Origin of the sequence: Streptomyces venezuelae ATCC 10712 (assembly GCF_008639165.1) — a bacterium.
Classification (GTDB): Bacteria; Actinomycetota; Actinomycetes; order Streptomycetales; family Streptomycetaceae; genus Streptomyces; species Streptomyces venezuelae.
Genome location: NZ_CP029197.1, coordinates 469879 through 485484, shown reverse-complemented (window position 1 = coordinate 485484; position 15606 = coordinate 469879). Strand labels below are relative to the sequence as shown.

At 75.3% G+C, this 15606-nt stretch carries 12 protein-coding genes; 2 read left to right on the top strand and 10 right to left on the bottom strand.

Annotated elements, in window-relative coordinates; translation table 11 throughout:
- Positions 1-34: 34 nt before the first annotated feature.
- A complete protein-coding gene (locus DEJ43_RS02170) occupies positions 35-793 on the top strand; it encodes a class I SAM-dependent methyltransferase (protein ID WP_041663497.1) in 759 nt (252 codons plus the stop codon).
- On the opposite strand, the gene DEJ43_RS02165 is transcribed toward DEJ43_RS02170, so the two are convergent.
- From DEJ43_RS02165 to DEJ43_RS02120, 10 genes are all read right to left on the bottom strand, one after another.
- Entirely contained in the window at positions 784-2058 is a 1275-nt protein-coding gene (locus tag DEJ43_RS02165; protein ID WP_015031655.1) for a beta-galactosidase, read from the bottom strand. The genes DEJ43_RS02170 and DEJ43_RS02165 overlap by 10 nt on opposite strands.
- Positions 2055-3146 (bottom strand): glycosyltransferase family 4 protein, encoded by a 1092-nt coding sequence (locus tag DEJ43_RS02160; protein WP_015031654.1) that lies wholly within the window; start codon positions 3144-3146, stop codon positions 2055-2057. The genes DEJ43_RS02165 and DEJ43_RS02160 overlap by 4 nt, the downstream gene beginning before the upstream one ends.
- Positions 3133-4791, bottom strand: coding sequence for a phospholipid carrier-dependent glycosyltransferase (locus DEJ43_RS02155; RefSeq protein WP_015031653.1), 1659 nt, complete (start codon positions 4789-4791; stop codon positions 3133-3135). Before DEJ43_RS02155 ends, DEJ43_RS02160 begins: the two co-directional genes overlap by 14 nt.
- Complete coding sequence (locus tag DEJ43_RS02150; protein ID WP_015031652.1) at positions 4788-5675, bottom strand: PIG-L deacetylase family protein; 888 nt, start codon at positions 5673-5675, stop codon at positions 4788-4790. Before DEJ43_RS02150 ends, DEJ43_RS02155 begins: the two co-directional genes overlap by 4 nt.
- The gene (locus tag DEJ43_RS02145) at positions 5657-7540 is read right to left on the bottom strand and encodes a glycosyltransferase family 4 protein (RefSeq protein ID WP_015031651.1); all 1884 of its coding nucleotides are present in this window, start codon (positions 7538-7540) and stop codon (positions 5657-5659) included. The genes DEJ43_RS02150 and DEJ43_RS02145 overlap by 19 nt, the downstream gene beginning before the upstream one ends.
- The gene (locus tag DEJ43_RS02140) at positions 7537-10074 is read right to left on the bottom strand and encodes a lipopolysaccharide biosynthesis protein (protein ID WP_015031650.1); all 2538 of its coding nucleotides are present in this window, start codon (positions 10072-10074) and stop codon (positions 7537-7539) included. Before DEJ43_RS02140 ends, DEJ43_RS02145 begins: the two co-directional genes overlap by 4 nt.
- Positions 10071-11522: a glycosyltransferase family 4 protein gene (locus DEJ43_RS02135; protein WP_041663493.1), complete on the bottom strand. Its 1452-nt coding sequence runs from the start codon at positions 11520-11522 to the stop codon at positions 10071-10073. The genes DEJ43_RS02140 and DEJ43_RS02135 overlap by 4 nt, the downstream gene beginning before the upstream one ends.
- Positions 11523-11527: 5 nt before the next feature.
- Positions 11528-12277, bottom strand: coding sequence for a glycosyltransferase (locus DEJ43_RS02130; protein WP_015031648.1), 750 nt, complete (start codon positions 12275-12277; stop codon positions 11528-11530).
- Entirely contained in the window at positions 12277-12675 is a 399-nt protein-coding gene (locus DEJ43_RS02125; protein WP_015031647.1) for a hypothetical protein, read from the bottom strand. Before DEJ43_RS02125 ends, DEJ43_RS02130 begins: the two co-directional genes overlap by 1 nt.
- A 105-nt stretch (positions 12676-12780) precedes the next feature.
- Positions 12781-13524: a glycosyltransferase family 2 protein gene (locus DEJ43_RS02120; RefSeq protein WP_106433669.1), complete on the bottom strand. Its 744-nt coding sequence runs from the start codon at positions 13522-13524 to the stop codon at positions 12781-12783.
- A 219-nt stretch (positions 13525-13743) separates the two neighbouring features.
- On the opposite strand from DEJ43_RS02120, the gene DEJ43_RS02115 reads away from it, so the two are divergent.
- Positions 13744-15585: a glycoside hydrolase family 15 protein gene (locus DEJ43_RS02115; protein WP_015031645.1), complete on the top strand. Its 1842-nt coding sequence runs from the start codon at positions 13744-13746 to the stop codon at positions 15583-15585.
- Positions 15586-15606 lie beyond the last annotated feature (21 nt).

The window sequence follows — 15606 nt, the reverse complement described above, 5'->3', positions numbered from 1 at the left end:
GGCGCCGCCCCCGAGCCGACCGCCGGCCTCGCCTGTGCGCCGCAACCGGGACGCCGACTGGAACCTCTGGCCCGTCGCCGACTACCTCGCCGAGAACTACCGCAGGCTCCACCCCTGCGACATCGGCGTCATCCGCCACCACGCCGCCGTCTACCGCCGGTACGCCCCCGGCAGCCTGGCCCGGACCCTGGAACTCGGCGCGGGCCCCAACCTCTATCCGCTGATGCTCGCGGGCGCCGCGAGCCGCCGGATCGACGCCCTCGAACCCGGCGCCGCCAACGTCCGCTACCTGCGCCGCCAGCTGGACCACGGCCCGGACGCCAGCTGGGAGCCCTTCTACCAGCTGTGCCGGTCCCTCGACCCGGCCCTTCCGGCCGACTGCGCGGAGGCGCTCCGGCCGGTCCACGTCGTGCGCGGGACCGCCGCCGACCTGGTCCCCGGCCGCTACGACCTGGCCTCGATGAACTTCGTCGCCGAGAGCGTCACCGAGGACCCCGGCGAGTTCACCGCCCTGTGCGAGGCGTTCGTCCGCGCGGTCCGCCCCGGCGGCCGGCTCCTCGCCGCGTTCATGGCGGGCATGCCGAGCTACCGCATCGGCGCCGGACCGGTCTGGCCCGCCTGCCCGGTCGACGAGGCCGATCTGCGGGCCGTCTTCGCGCCCCGCACCACCGGCCTGCGGATCGTCCGGCTCGCCAAGGACCCGACCCTGCCCGAGTACGGGGACACCGGCTTCCTCCTCCTCACCGCCGAGCGGCCCGGCTCGCCGGACTCCCCGCCGGCGCCTCAGGGGTGACGCCGGATCGTCTCCGCGTACTCCTCCAGGGAGGAACCGGGCGTCCCGTCGTACAGCTGCTCGTCGAAGGCCCACATGAGGCCTTCGAGGCCGCAGGACGCCATCTGCCGGTACGCCGTCTCCGTCACCCCCGGCCGGTACGGGGAGACCTGCGGTCCCGCGCTCTCCCCGGTCAGCCGGTCGAAGCCCGCGCTCCGGGCCACCGCCACCACCCAGCGCGCCGAGGACCAGTCGCGTACGGTCGCGTCGTCCGGGGCGGCGGGGTCCGTCCGCGCGTCGGTCGCCGAGCAGCCGTTGTCCGTGGGGTCGCCCGTGCCGTCCACCAGGGCGGTGGTGACGATGCGGACCGTGTCCCGGTGCTCGACCAGGGGAAGGGTCAGGAAGAACCCGACGCCGCGCGCGACGAGCCGGATCGACGGCGTGTCGACCAGCCGGTCGTCCACGGCCGCCGCCAGGTCCGAGGGGTAGAAGCCCGCCCCCGGAACCAGGATCTTCAGGGCTCCCTCGTAGCCGAGCGAGTCGTACAGGCCCAGCTGCCAGTTCACCGCCCCCGCGAGCGCTCCCGCGTACCACTCGTACCAGCGCCGCACCTCCTCCCGGGTGAACGGCCTGCCGTGGTAGGTCCGTTCCCCCGGGCGCCAGCCCGGATACGGGCTGCTCTCCTGGGCGTGGCTGTCGTACGCCCAGAACTCACCGGGCCCGCCGCTCTCCGACAGCGGCGTCGGATAGGAGAACTCCCCGTTCTCGTTGACACCGACCCTGACCGCCCAGAACCGGTCGAGACCGATCAACCGGTCCACCGCGCGCGCGTACTCGGCGATGTGCTCCCGCACGGGCTCGCTGAACACGATGTTCGGCGTGCTGGTGGACCGCTCGCCGAACTGGTTCACGTAGACGGACTCGGGAAAGGCGTCCGGCAGCCAGGACGGCGGATGGTTGAGGCCGAGCCCCGCCTCCACCCGCAGCCCCGCCGCGGCGAACTCGTCCAGCCGGTCCCGTACCTCGCGCGCGTACTCCTCGTCGTACACGCCCTGTTCGGGTTCGAAGCTGCCCCAGTCGATCTGGAGGTGGGCCACCCGGATGCCGTGCTCGTACTCGGTGCGGGCCCGGTCGGGATCGGTCTGCAGGGTGCCGTACCAGTACGGCTCCCGCTCCGGGTCCTCGTGCCGCAGCACGCCGAACGCCCCCACGAGCAGCAGGACCACCGCGCACACGACCAGCACGCCCGGGACGCCCCGGGGGCCCGCCCGCCACCGCGCCGTCATGACAGCAGCTCCCGGTAGAGGGCCGCGTACCGGGCCGCGAACCGCTCGGGGCCGAAGTGGTCCTCGACCAGCGCACGGCCCCGCTCCGCGAGCACGTCCCAGGACCGCGGCTGGTCCAGCAGCCAGGCCAACTGCTGCCCGGTGCGGCGCGCGTCGCCCGCCGGGGCCCGCAGCACGGCGTGGCCGAAGTCGGAGAACTGCGGCAGGTCGCTGAGGATCGCCGGCCGCCCCGAGGCCAGCGCCTGGAGCACGGTCAGCGGGATGTCCGCCTTCCCGCCGAGCACCGCCGGCGGGAACAGCAGGACATGGGTCGTGGAGAGCAGCTGGTGCATGTCGTCGACGTAGCCGCGTACCTCGACGTCCCTGAGCCCGGCCAGACCGGCCCGCTCCCGCAGTGCCTCGTCGAGCGCGGCGGCGTTCTGGCCGGGCCGGGCGCGCATCGCGAGCACCAGCCGGAACGAGGCCCCGGCCCGTACGGCCTCCGCCGCCGCGTCGATCGAGGTCTCCGCCCCGCCGTGCGGATCGTGGTGCCCGGCGAACAGGACCACCGGGAGCCCCTTGGGGCGCGGCAGGTACGGCCACGCGTCCAGGCCGATCATGGGCGGGACGACCCGGACGTCACCGAAGTCCGCGGCCCGCAGCCTTCGGGCCATCGACTCGGACAGGGCGACCGTGGTCCCCAGCGGGCGGACGCGCCGCAGGAAGCGGGTGTCCATCACGCCGGGCACGGTGTGGACGACCGGCCGCCCGCCGAGCAGCAGCGGCCGCAGCCACGAGAAGGCGGGGAAGGCGCGGCCCACGGTGAGGAAGGCGTGCACCAGGTCGACCCGGCGCGCGAGGACGGCCCCGGCGACCGCGGACTGCAGCCGCTCGGAGACGTGCGGCATCCCGTCCCTGGAGAGGACGCGGACGGGACGCCCGCGCGAGGGACGGGCCTGACGGCGGCCGGGCCACTGCGAGAACCAGACGAAGTCCACCTCGGGCAGGGACCCGAGGACGTCGGCCGCCAGCCGCACGTCACAGCCCTCCGCCCCGTCCAGCGGACTGCTGGTCAGGAGGAGGACGCGGGGCCGCTCACCGCGGCGCATCGCCGGCCTCCGTCACGGGCGGACCGGGCGCCGGGAGCAGCGGCCCCGTCACCGCCGAGCCGGGCACGGCGAGTTCCGTCAGGTCCGGACCGGGCAGCGGCGACGGCAGCCGGTACAGGGCGAGCGTGCCGTACGTGGGCCCGTCGAAGGCGAACACCGGCCGCAGCCCGTCCGTCATCCGCTCCACCTCCGTGAGCGGCGAGCGGCCGTAGCCCTGCTCGATGACCCGCCACGGCACGATCACGTACCGGGCGTCGTTGGCCGCCTGCTCCGCGGGCGTCACCCAGTGACCCAGCCGGTAGGTGTCGTTGAGCGCCCAGTTCGTCACGCCCCGGGTCCGCTGACCGTCGACGGTCACGATCCCGCTGCCCGCGGGCAGATGGGTGAGCAGATAGGCGCGGAGGCGGTCGAATCCGTCGTCGGGAGTCCAGCGGTCCCTGGCGTACACGACGGCGGGGGTGGCGAGGACCGCGACGAGGACGCCGCAGGCCAGGACGCGCAGCCGGGGCCGCCGCCGGGACGGCACCGGCAGGGTGACCGCGAGCGCCACCAGATTGGGCACGAACAGCAGGTACAGCGCCTGCTCCTCCAGGGTGCCGACCGCGACCGCGTACGCCAGGGTGACGATCGCCGAGGCGTGGAGCAGGGCGAGCAGCCGGTACACCGGCTCCTTGCGCCGCAGCAGCAGGAAGAGCGCCACCGGGGTGAGGGCGAGGAGCAGGTACGTGGCCGCGTACCCGGGGAGTTCGTCGAGGAGCCGGCCGGCGAGCGAGGGGGTGCCCGCCGCGTTGAAGCCGGTCTCCTGCACGATCCCGAGCAGCCGCCGCACGCCGGACGTCTTCGCCGCCCAGAACTCGTCGAAGTGCCCGAATCCGGACAGCAGCGCCACGTACACGGCGTACGAGGCGACGGTCACGGCGGTGGTCAGGGCGACGAGCCGCCGGGGCGGGCCCCAGCCGAGCGCCAGGGCGGCGAGCAGGGGCAGCACGGTGATCAGCACCGCGTGGTCCTTCGTCAGGACCGCGAGCCCCAGGAACAGTCCGGCGAGCGCCGCCCTGGCCCGTGGCCGGGCGGGCGGATCGGCCCCGGCGAGCCCGACGAGGACCAGATAGCCGGCGAGGATCCAGACCATCGTCGCGGTCTCCAGCAGGACCCGGTCATTCTGCCGGACGCAGAACTGGTCGAGGGCGAAGACGAGACCGGCGACGGCGCCCGCGCCGCGCGAGCGCACCCGGGCGACGAGGAAGACGATCAGGGCCGCGGTGACCCCGGCGAGCAGGGCGTTGAGCACCCGGGAGGAGTGCACGCCGGCGATGATGTCGGAGTGCTCTCCGACCACCTTCGTCCAGCCCGCCTCCAGGTAGAAGTAGCCGGGCGGGTGCAGGAAGAACAGGCCCTCGTCGGTCCGGGGGAAGCCGCCCGCCGCCGCGCTGTCCCCGAGCCGCCGGTAGATCGGCTCGTCGACGAACAGGTCGCCCGCGCGGCTGATCTGGATCAGCCGCAGGACCACCGTGAGCAGGGCGGCGCCCGCCGCGTACACGACGGTGGGCACAGGACCGCGACGGCCGTGCGGACCGGCGGGGGAGGCGACCGGCGGCGCCGGTCCGGTCCCCGCGGACACGGGAGCGGTACGGGGAACGGTCACGGCACACCTCCAGCGGTACGCACCCCGCGGGCGGACCCGCGCGCGGGTGCCGGTTTCCCGGCCGGTCCGGGCGGGTCGGTCGCCGTCGCCCCGGGCAGCAGGTACACCTCGGGTGCGCGCGGCACGCGGCCGTCCGGGAACAGGGCGTCGACCTGGGTCCCGTACCCCCGGATCAGCTCGGCCTTGCGGTCGAGTCCCCGCTCCCAGGCCCGGGCCACGAGACCGTTCCGCGCGGTGAAGCGGGCGTCGGGGCCGGCGTGCTGGTCGTACGGGAAGTCGCTGTAGTACACGACCGGGCGGCCGCTCCGCTCGGCCGCGGTGCGGACGAGGACGTGGTCGGCGTGCCCGCCCACGCCCAGCGGGGCGAGCAGCAGTCCGCCGGAGCGGCCGGGGAGCAGCTCGTCGACCGTGCCGGCGACCAGGCGCAGGGTCTCGGCGTCGTGCGGGGAGACCCGGCCCCGGGACAGGTGCAGCCGGTACGTCGGGTACACCTGGGCCACCTCGGGCAGCAGCCGGGCCAGCCGCCCCGTGCCGGGCCGGGGCCGGGGGAGCCGCCGGAACAGGCCGTCGACCAGGCCCACATGGCGGATCGCGACGTCGAGCCGTTCCAGGACCCGCCGGTCCTCCGCCCGCCGCTCGGCGAACAGCTCCTCGGCGTCCCCGGCGCCGGTCTGCTTCAGGTACTGGCGGGCCGAGAGGGTGTACGGCGGCGGCGCGGCCTCCGTGAACAGCGTGGCGACCGTCACCGGCGCCCGCCGCCCGGCCCAGCCGAGCAGCCCGCCGCAGGACAGGACGGCGTCGTCCAGGTGCGGCGAGAGCACCAGGATCGGCACGTCCGATCCGACGACGGTGCGGACGAATCCGGTCAGCGGGTCGTCTGCCATGACGCACCCCTCTTCCTCGGCCGCCGTGCGGGGGCGGGAGTGTCCAGAAGCCGGTGGGCCAGGGCCAGATAGCGGCCCGTCATCTCGTCCCACGTGTACCGCTGCGCGGCGAGGCCGGAGCGCCGCCCGAGCCGGCGCCGGAGCGCGGGGTCGGCGGCCAGCTCGTTCATCCGCCGTCCGAAGGCCGCCACGTCGAACGGCGGTACGGCCACGTCGCCGCCGTCGCGCATCCAGCGCAGCGCCGGCAGGTCGAAGTGCAGCACGGGCTTGCCGTACGACATGCCTTCGAGGGCCACCAGGCCGAAGGTCTCGTGCCGGGACGGCATCACCAGGAAGGCGCAGTCCCGCAGGAGCTGTCGCTTGCGCTCCTCCTCCGCGTACCCCACCCAGTGGATCCGGGGCTCCGGCCCGGAGGCGTGGGCGGCGACGAGCGCCGCGAGCCGGCGCTCCTCGGCCGGGGTGCCGCTGCCCGCGAGGAGCAGTTCGAGCGGCGGCCCGGCCCGGTCGTACGCGTCGAGCAGCAGGTCGAGGCCCTTGACCCAGGTGTCGATCCGCCCCAGGAACAGGATGAACCGCCCGCTGCCCAGCCGGTTCTCGTCGAGGTCGCGCCGGTCGACGCCGTTGGCGATCACCTGCACGTCGGCACGCGGGCTGAGCCGCCGGACGACCGAGCCGTCCGCCGCGTTCATCACCACGATGTGCCGGTAGCAGCGCAGCCCCAGCCGCTCGACCAGGAAGAAGGGCACGTGGTAGCGCCGCCACAGGGCCTCGGCGCTGCGGCCCTGGTCGATGCCCACGACGGGCGCGCCCGTCGTCAGCGGCAGGAAACTGGTCGAGAACGGCGGAGTGAAGCTCTCCAGCCACAGGTCGTGCCGGATGCGCCGGGCCACGAACGGCAGCAGCGTCAGGAACAGCAGCTGCCCGGCGCGCGGCCCCGCCCGGCACACCGGCAGCCGGACGTACCGGATGCCGTCGCGCTCCTCGCCGCCACCACCGCGGCCCGCCGTCACGACGGTCACCCGGTACTCCTCGGCGAGCCGCCGCGCCACCTTGTCGACGACCAGGGCGCCGCCGCCCCGGTAGGCGGGGTTCTTCGCGTCGTCGTAGATGGAGACGACGACATGGCGCCGCCGCCGGTCGCCGCCGCCGGCCGGCTCCAAGCCGAGCCCCGGCGCCTGCCCGGGACCGGCCTCCCGCCGCCGCTCCGACTCCCGTTCCCGTACCGCTTCCAGGATCCGGTCGAGGGCCTCGGCCGCCACCCGCGACGCGGGCCGTTCGCCGTCCAGCCGCGTGATCCGCGGCAGCCGCCGTGACCAGCTGCGGTAGCGGGCCCACCAGACGGTCGGGGGACCGGCGACCTCCTCCCAGCCCCGGCCCCGCAGGGTCTCGGGCCCGGTCTCCACGAGCAGGGTCAGCCCGTAGCGGTCGGCGACCCGGCGGAACGCCGACGCCGCCGGCGCGCCGGCCGGCAGGTCGAACTTCACCAGTCCGTCCAGCGGCCCCCGGTCCGTGAGCACCACGGCGTCCCCGCCCCGCGCCCGCCGCCGGGCCCGCAGCCGGGCCAGCGCGATCCGGGCCGACAGCTCGCCCGCGTCCAGGAACGCGTGGGCACGGCGCAGCCCGGATCCCCGGCGCTCGGGATCACCGGCGCGCCGTGCCCACTCGCCCCCGCCCGGTTCCTCCGGCTCGCTCACGCGGGGCGGAACCGGGAACCTCCGGCACAGGAAGCAGCCGTAGCAGTGGAGGGCGACGACCGTCAGACCGCGCTCGGCGAGCAGCGCCGAGAGCCGGCCGACCAGCGAGGACTTCCCGGCGCCGTCCGGTCCGGAAACGGCGACGAGCAGCGGGCCTCGTGAGCGCGTCATGGCACCCGCCTCCGAAGTCTCTTGGTCACCACGAGCGGCACCCGCAGGGACGCCTCGCGGGTCGCGGCACGGACCCGGCCCTCGACGAGGAGGTGGCCGGAGTGTTCGGCCCCCACCCGGAGCGAGGTCCGCACCGGGAGCGGCAGCGGCAGCGGGACGGGTTCGCCCCGGTCGAGCCGCTCCATCGCCGCCACGGCGGCGGCGAGGGCCCGCCGGCCGCCCGCGGACCAGCCCTCGCGGGCGGCTTCGCGCCGGGCCTCCTCGACCACGTCGGGGTGGAGGAGGGCGCGCAGGGCGAGGAGTTCGGACAGGTCGAGGGTCAGGTTCTGGAAGAGGGCGTGCGCGAGCCAGATCCGCAGCCGGTCGGAGGGGCAGGGGGTCAGCCAGGCGTGGTCGGGGGCGCGGTCGACGGGGGAGCCGTTCACGGAGCCGTGCGCCGGGCCGTTCACAAGGCCGTGCGCCGGGCCGTTCACGGAGCCGTTCACCAGGCCGGGCCGCTGAGCCCGGGCGAAGAGCCGCTCGGTGGGCACCACCGGCACCCCGAACCACGAGACGGAGCCGTGCAGATGCGCGGCCGGTCCGCTCGGCGGTTCCAGGAGCACCTTCGAGGAGCGCTCCAGCCAGTACGTGGTGCGGTGCGCGTACCAGCCGTCGAGCGCGGCCTGCGCGGCCCGCAGCCGCCCCGGCGGCACCACCAGGTCGAAGTTCCCGTACACGTAGTCCCCCGCCAGATCGGCCTTGATGAGGACGGTCGGGATGCCCGCCGCCCGCAGCCGGTCCGTGGACTCGACGAGGTTCCGCCGGAACAGCCCGGTCGCGCGCTCCACCTCGGAGAGCGTCCGCGCGAGCTGACGGGGGTACGCCCGGGCCAGCCGGCCCTCGACCTGGTTGCGCCGGGCCGCGGCCAGCGCCCCGAGCAGCTCCTCGTCGCCGGCGGGCCGGACCCGGCCCCGCCACACGGCGTCGACGAGGAGCGGCACGGACCGCTCGTCGTGGACCACGGCCCGGGTCCTTCCCGCCGCGGCCACGGGGCCCGGCGCCCCGGCCGCCGGCGTCCGCGGCTCCGTGTCCCGGCCGCCGCCGGCCCCGTCGGCCGGGACGTCCTGGCCCGGACCCGGCGCGGGGACGGGAGCTGCGCGGCGCCGCCCGAAGAAGCGCCACAGGGCGACCACCGTGACCGCGAGCGCGGCCACGAACCAGACGACGGGGTACGGGCGGAGCAGGGCGAGCCCCGCGGCGAGCGCGAGCAGCGGCAGCACGACCCGGCCGAACGGCCGCTCCGCGACCCCGAACCCCTGCCGCCGGGCGTGCCGTACGGCCAGCAGGAGGAGGGCCGCGACCGTCCCGCAGAGCCCGCCGATCGCCATCCCGAGCACGTCCCCGGTGACCCAGCCGGACACCAGCGCGGCCACGTACAGGGCGAGGCCCCCGAGCAGCGTCCGCAGACAGGCGTAGTCGTTGACCGCCTGGGCGAACGTCACGAGCAGGGCCAGCGCGCCGAGCGCGAGCCCCGCCGTCGCCGTGCAGGCCATCAGGGTGGACACCGTCGCGTACCCGGCGGGGAAGACCTTCGTGAGCACCGCCCCGGGCACCGTCGCGGCCACCACCGTCAGCGGCAGCGCCACCGTCAGGTACATCCGCAACGCGCTCGCCGTCAGCGGATCACCGGCCCGGCGCCGCGAGAGCGCGGGCAGGAAGGCGATCGACACCGCCCCGGCCAGGAACAGCGGGACCCGGCCGAGCATCACCGCCGCCTGGTAACTCGCCGCCGCCGCGCGGTCGGTGGGCAGCATCGCGACGAGGACGATGTCCACGGCCGCGAGCAGCGCCACCACGCCCTGCAGCGAGGCGACGCCGCCCGCCCGCCGCCACAGCTGCCGGTCGACACTCACGGAGCGCCACGCGCGGCGGGTCCCGTCGCGGAGCCCGCGCGGCCGGAAGAACACGTACGGCAGGACGGCGACCCCGAAGGCCGCGAGCGCCCCCGCCTCGCCGAGGCCGAGCGCCGAGACGAAGAACAGCCCGACGCCGAACTTGAGGGCGGCCTCCACGGCGGTGAGCACCGCGAGGGTCCGGAGCCGCTCGGTGCCCTGGAGCCAGCCCGCGCTGACCCGGGTGACGTAGATGGCGAGCGTCGAGCCCGCGACGACCAGCGCCGTCGGCGTGCTCGCGAACCCCATGGCGACACAGCCGACCGCGGCCGCCGCGACGACGCCGCCCAGGACGGCGGTGACCACGGCGAAGCGGACCGCCTCGCCGCGCTCGGCGTCGGAGCGGGCCCGGGCCAGCGCCTGCGCCAGCATCCAGGGCACGGTGACCACGGCGACCGCGGCGGTGCACACCACGAGCCCCTGACCGGCGGCGAAGCTGGCGTACTGGGAGACGTCGAGCATCCGGGTGAGGACCAGGGTGTAGGCGTAGTTCAGCGCGCCGACCAGGACCACGGCGGTCGCGATCCAGCGGGCGCCGTGCACCGCCGTGGCCTCGTCCTGGTGGAGCGGCGGCCGCTCCGCGACCCGTCCGGCGGGGCTCATGGCCGCCGCCCGGGGCCCCGGCCCGACGGGGGCCGCTCGTCCGCTTCCGCGGCACCGAGCAGGACGTCGTGGCCGCTGGCGAGGACGATGTCCGCGTCCGTGACGGCGAGTCGGCGCAGCGCGCTGAGCGCCCGCACCTCGTCGCAGCCGTGGAGCAGGACCCGGAAGGAGTCCCCGTCCCGCTGCCAGGCGTCGGTCTGCCGCAGGGCGGTGCGCACCGCCCGCTCGGTGGAGTCGGGGTCGGCGGCGGTGAACCGCGTGATCACGGACAGGTCGCTGGCCGAGCGGCGGGAGCGCCGGTGCCGGTGGATGCGCTGGAGGTCCTCCAGGACGACCTGCGCGAGCCGTTCGGCGCTGGCGTCCCAGGAGAAGGCGGCGGCCCAGGCACGGCAGCGGGCCGCGGCCAGCGACCGGGCCTCGGGGGCGGACAGCGCGTCCAGGGCCGAGGCGACGCCGGCCGCGAGGTCCGCTTCCCGGTCGAGCAGCCAGCCGTTGACGCCGGTCCTGATCGCGTCCCGCAGCCCGGGGACGTCGAAGGCGAGGGCCGGGGTGCCGACGCTGTTCGCCTCGATGACGGCGAGCCCCCACCCTTCGGCGACGGACGGCACGACCGTCAGCCACGCCCGGTGGAACAGCTCTTGGCGGCGCTCCTCGGAGACGTACCCGTGGAACACGACGGCGGAGCCGATGCCCAGGCCGGCGGCGAGTTTCCGCAGCGACGCGCCTTCCGGGCCGTCGCCGCAGAGGTCGACGCGCAGCTCGGGCCACCGGGCGAGCAGCGCGGGCACGGCCCGGAGGATCAGGTCGACCCGCTTCTGCGGCACCAGCCGGCTGACCACGGTGAGGGCCGGGGTCCGCGACCGCTGTCCGGTGGGCGCCGCGCGCTCCGGGAGGGGGCGGCCGTTGGGCACGATGTGGATCGGGTTGCCGAAGCCGAGTTCGCGCCGGGTGCCCTCGCGGGTGGACGGCGACACGACGACCACCGGCCGCCCCCGGTAGACCCGGCGGCTGACCTGCTTCTCCAGGACCCGCCCCACGGCGTTCATCGGCCAGTCGAAGCGGGTGTCGAACTGGTGCTGGTGGACGTGGTGGATGACGCAGATGTCCGCGGTCCAGCGGGGGGTGAACAGCGGCGAGAAGAACGGGATCCCGTTCTGGAAGTCGACCACGGCGTCGTACGCGTGACGGTGGCGCAGCAGGTGCGCCGCGGCGGCGGCGTACACGCCGAACGTGCCGCCGCCGCGCACGACGCGGATCCCGTCGCGGTACTCCCGTGCGCGTGATCCGGGGTACCGCGACGAGACGAGGGTGACGTGCGCTCCGGCCGCCACGAACCGCCGGGCGATCTCCCAGCAGTACGCCTCCGCTCCGCCCGCCTCGGGGTGGCCGGGGTCGCGCCAGTTGAGGAAGGCGAGGTCGGTACGGGCGAGCCGGTCGAGCGCCGTCATGGTCATCACCTGGCCAGGGAGATCCGCAGGAGGTCGGCCATCGAGCGCAGTCCGTCGCGCCGGGCCGAGAAGGTCGAACCGGGGACGTCGTGCCAGACCACCGGCACCTCCACGACGTCCCGCCCGGCCCGCACCACATGGGCGAGCAGCTCCACGTCGAAGGCGAAGCCGTCGACGCGGCAGTCCCGCACGATCGCGTGGGCCAGGGGACCGTCGAAGAACTTGAACCCGCACTGGGTGTCCGCCACCCCGGGCAGCGACAGGTGCGCGAGCGTGCGGAACAGCAGCCCGCCGCCGCGCCGCAGCGCCGACTGCTCCACGGCGAGGCGCGCCCCGGGGGCGTGGCGCGAGGCGATGACGGCGCCGTGGCCCGCCCGCAGCAGGGCCATCACCCGGTCGAGGGTCTCGACGGGGGTGGCGTTGTCGGCGTCGGCGAAGCCGATGTACCGGGCCGACGAGGTCTCGATCCCGCGCCGGACCGCGGCGCCCTTGCCCTGGTCGCTGCAGCCGATGGCGTGCACCGGGACGGGGGAGTCGGCGAAGCGTTCCAGGACGTCGAGGGTGCCGTCGGCGCTGTTGTTGTCGACCACGACGACCGCGGACGACCAGGGGCGCTCGGTGAGGAAGGCGACGGTGGCGGCCACCGTCGACGGGAGCCGGCGCTGCTCGTTGTAGGCGGGGATCAGGAGTTCCAGTTCCACCGGCGGGCGGACGAGCCGGCGGGGGAGCGGTGCGTGCGCGCGTGCGGTGGTCATCACGCCTCGCCTCCTCGGGGGAAGGCGCGGGGCGCGGGGCGCACGGGCGCGCGGCGGATCGGTGCGGGGGTCGGTCGCTGCTCAGCGGCTCCGGCGGGCGGTGGTCCGGCCGGACCGGCTGGTCCGTCGGAGCGGCGGCCCGGCCGGGCGGTGCGGCGGTGTGCCGTACGGGCGCGTCGCCTGCGGGCCGCGCCACGAGGCCGGCAGGCCCGGCTCCGGGGCGGCGGGGCGGCGGCGGTGAGCCGGTCGGACGCCCGGCGCGCCGGGTGGGCGGTGGGGCGGTGGGCCGGGCGGCGCGGCGTGTGGCGCCGGGCGTCGGCGAGGGGCCAGTCGGTCGTCCGGCGCAGCGGGTGCGCCACGGACGCCGCCGGCGTTCGGCTGTGGGCAGTGGAGGTCACGACGAGCCTCTTCCGGCAACCGACCCTGCCGAGGGTGTGCACTCAGGGTCTGTTCTGTCCTGAAATGATGCTTTCCTCAGCGTTAGCATCTTTTCGGGTGGTTCGTCAACCGGAAGCCCGGTGGAAGGACCGACGCGCGCCGCGCCCGCGCCGCCGGTGCGCCAGCCGCGACAGGGCGTTGTGCGGCCGCTCGTCGAGCAGCGTGCCGAGGATCCGCGCACCGTCGCGGACCGTGCGCGGATGCGACGGTCCGTGCGGACGCGGCAGTTCGAGACTGGGCACCTCGGCCACCCGCAGCCCGTAGTGCAGCGCGTGCGTGACCAGTTCGGCGCCCAGCTCCACCCCGTCCTCGCGCAGGTCGAGCAGGTCCACGAAAGAACGCCGGAACGCGCAGAACCCGTACCAGAGATCGGTGAGGTGCTGGCCGTACACCTGGCGCGCGACCCGCAGCAGCGCCCGGTGCCCGAGCCGCCGCGAGAGCGGATAGTCGGCGAAATCCCCGCCCGCGATGAAGCGTGATCCCTTGACGAAGTCGAAACCGCTGTCGAGATAGTGCAGATAGTGCGGGATCTCGTGCGGCGACATGCTGCCGTCGGCATTCATCAGGACGACCAGATCCCCGGTCGCTGCGAGCAGCCCGGCATGCGGCACGTCACCCCGGGAGGCGTCCCAGGTCCCGATCTCGCGCACCGCGGGCCCCGCGCCGAGCCCCGCACGCGAACGGCCGCTCCCGGTCGTGCCGCCGACCAGGACCACATCGCCCACGCCGGACGGCACTTGGTCGAGGAGCCGGTCGAGCACCGGTCGCGGGTCCCCGTCGCCGGGGCGGACCGTGAGCACCAGACTCACCGACCGTGTGCCGGAACCCGGTGCGCGGTCGGTCGAACGGCGCCGGGGATGCGAATCGCTACTCATCGGTTCGGCCTTCCGCGCGGAAATCCCGCGTTCCTCAGAATCCTGCGCCGGAGGCGATGCCGTCAAGAAATCCGAAAAGATATGCGCGGGACCAAGAAGTCATGCCCGGCCGCCCCTTCTGCGGCCGCATTCCAACGGGCATACAATCCCGTCATGGCAGGGCGAATTGAGGACTACGCCCTCGTCGGTGACCTGGAGACGGCGGCGCTCGTCGGGACCGACGGGTCCGTCGACTGGTGGTGCGCCCCCCGCTTCGACTCGCCCGCCTGCCTCGCCGCCCTCCTCGGCGACCCGGAGCACGGCCGCTGGCTCCTCGCCCCCGCCGGCGAAACCCGCTGCACCCGCCGGAGTTACCGGGGCGACACGCTCGTCCTCGACACCGTCTGGGAGTCCCTCGGCGGCACCGTGCGGATCACCGACTTCATGCCGCCGCGCTCGCCGCGCGAAGAAGCCCCGCGGATCGTCCGCGTGGTCGAGGGCATCGCCGGACGCGTCGACATGCGCGGCGAGTTGAGGGTCCGCTTCCACCACGGCAGCATCGTGCCCTGGACCCGCTCGCTGGACCGCCGCACCGTCGCCTGGGTCGCCGGACCCGACGCCGCCTACCTCGCCAGCCCGCCGGGCGTCGAACCCCGCGTCACCCCGGACCGCGCCACCGTCGAGTTCACCGTCACCGCCGGCCGGCGGCTCGCCTTCGTCCTCGGCTGGCGCCCCTCGCACGCCCCCGCGCCCCCCGCCGCCTCGCCCGCCGGCATCGACGCCGCCCTCACCCGTACCCTCGCCTTCTGGACCGACTGGGCCGCCGCGCTCCGCTACGAGGGCCCCGCCCGCGAAGCCGTGATGCGCTCCCTGCTCACCCTCAAGGCGCTCACCCACGCCCCCACCGGCGGCGTCGTCGCCGCGGCCACCGCCTCCCTCCCCGAGACCGTCGGGGGGCAGCGCAACTGGGACTACCGCTTCTGCTGGCTCCGCGACTCCACCTTCACCCTCTCCTGCCTGCTCCGCGGCGGCTACCGCCGGGAGGCACTCGCCTGGAACGACTGGCTGGTCCGCGCGATCGCCGGCGATCCCGCCGACCTCCAGCCGCTGTACGGGGTCGAGGGCCAGCGCCGGCTCCCCGAGACCCTGGCCGACTGGCTGCCCGGCTACGAGAACTCACGGCCCGTCAGATTCGGCAACGCCGCCGTCGACCAGTTCCAGCTCGACATCTACGGCGAGGTCCTCAACACGGTGTACTCGGCCGTCCGGGCCGGAGTCGCCCTCGACGCGTCCGCGTGGGCCCTGGTCGCCTCGCTCCTGGAGTACCTCGCCAAACGCTGGCGGGAACCGGACGAGGGGATCTGGGAAGTCCGGGGCCCACGCCGCCACTTCGTCCACTCCAAGGTCATGGCCTGGGTCGCCGCCGACCGGGCCGTCCGCCTCGCCCGCGTCGCCGGACTCCGCGGCTCCCTCCGCCAGTGGCAGGCCCTGCGCCAGGAGGTGCGCGCGGAGGTCTGCGCGCGCGGCTGGAGCGACGAGCAGCGGTCCTTCACCCAGTCCTACGGCAGCCATCAGATCGACGCCACCGCCCTGTTGATCCCCCGCCTCGGCTTCCTGCCGCCCCACGACCCCCGCGTCCTCGGCACCGTACGGGCGATGGAACGGCTCGACGACCACGGCTTCCTGCGCCGCTACGGCGACGCGCGCGACGGCGGGACGCACCAGCTGGACGACCTCGGCGGCGCCGAAGGGGCCTTCGTCGCCTGCACGTTCTGGTACGCCGACGCGCTGGCCGTCACTGGGCGCCCCGACGAGGCCCGGACCGTCTTCGAGCGGGTCCTCGACATCCGCAACGACGTCGGCCTGCTCGCCGAGGAGTGGGACCCGGTGGCCGGCCGCCAGCTCGGCAACATGCCGCAGGCGCTCAGCCACGTCGCCCTGGTGAACACGGCGTTCACGCTGTACGGGACCCGGCGCCGCGACCGCACACCGCCCCGCCCCCTCACTGTGGCATGATCGCGCCGACTTCCGGCACCG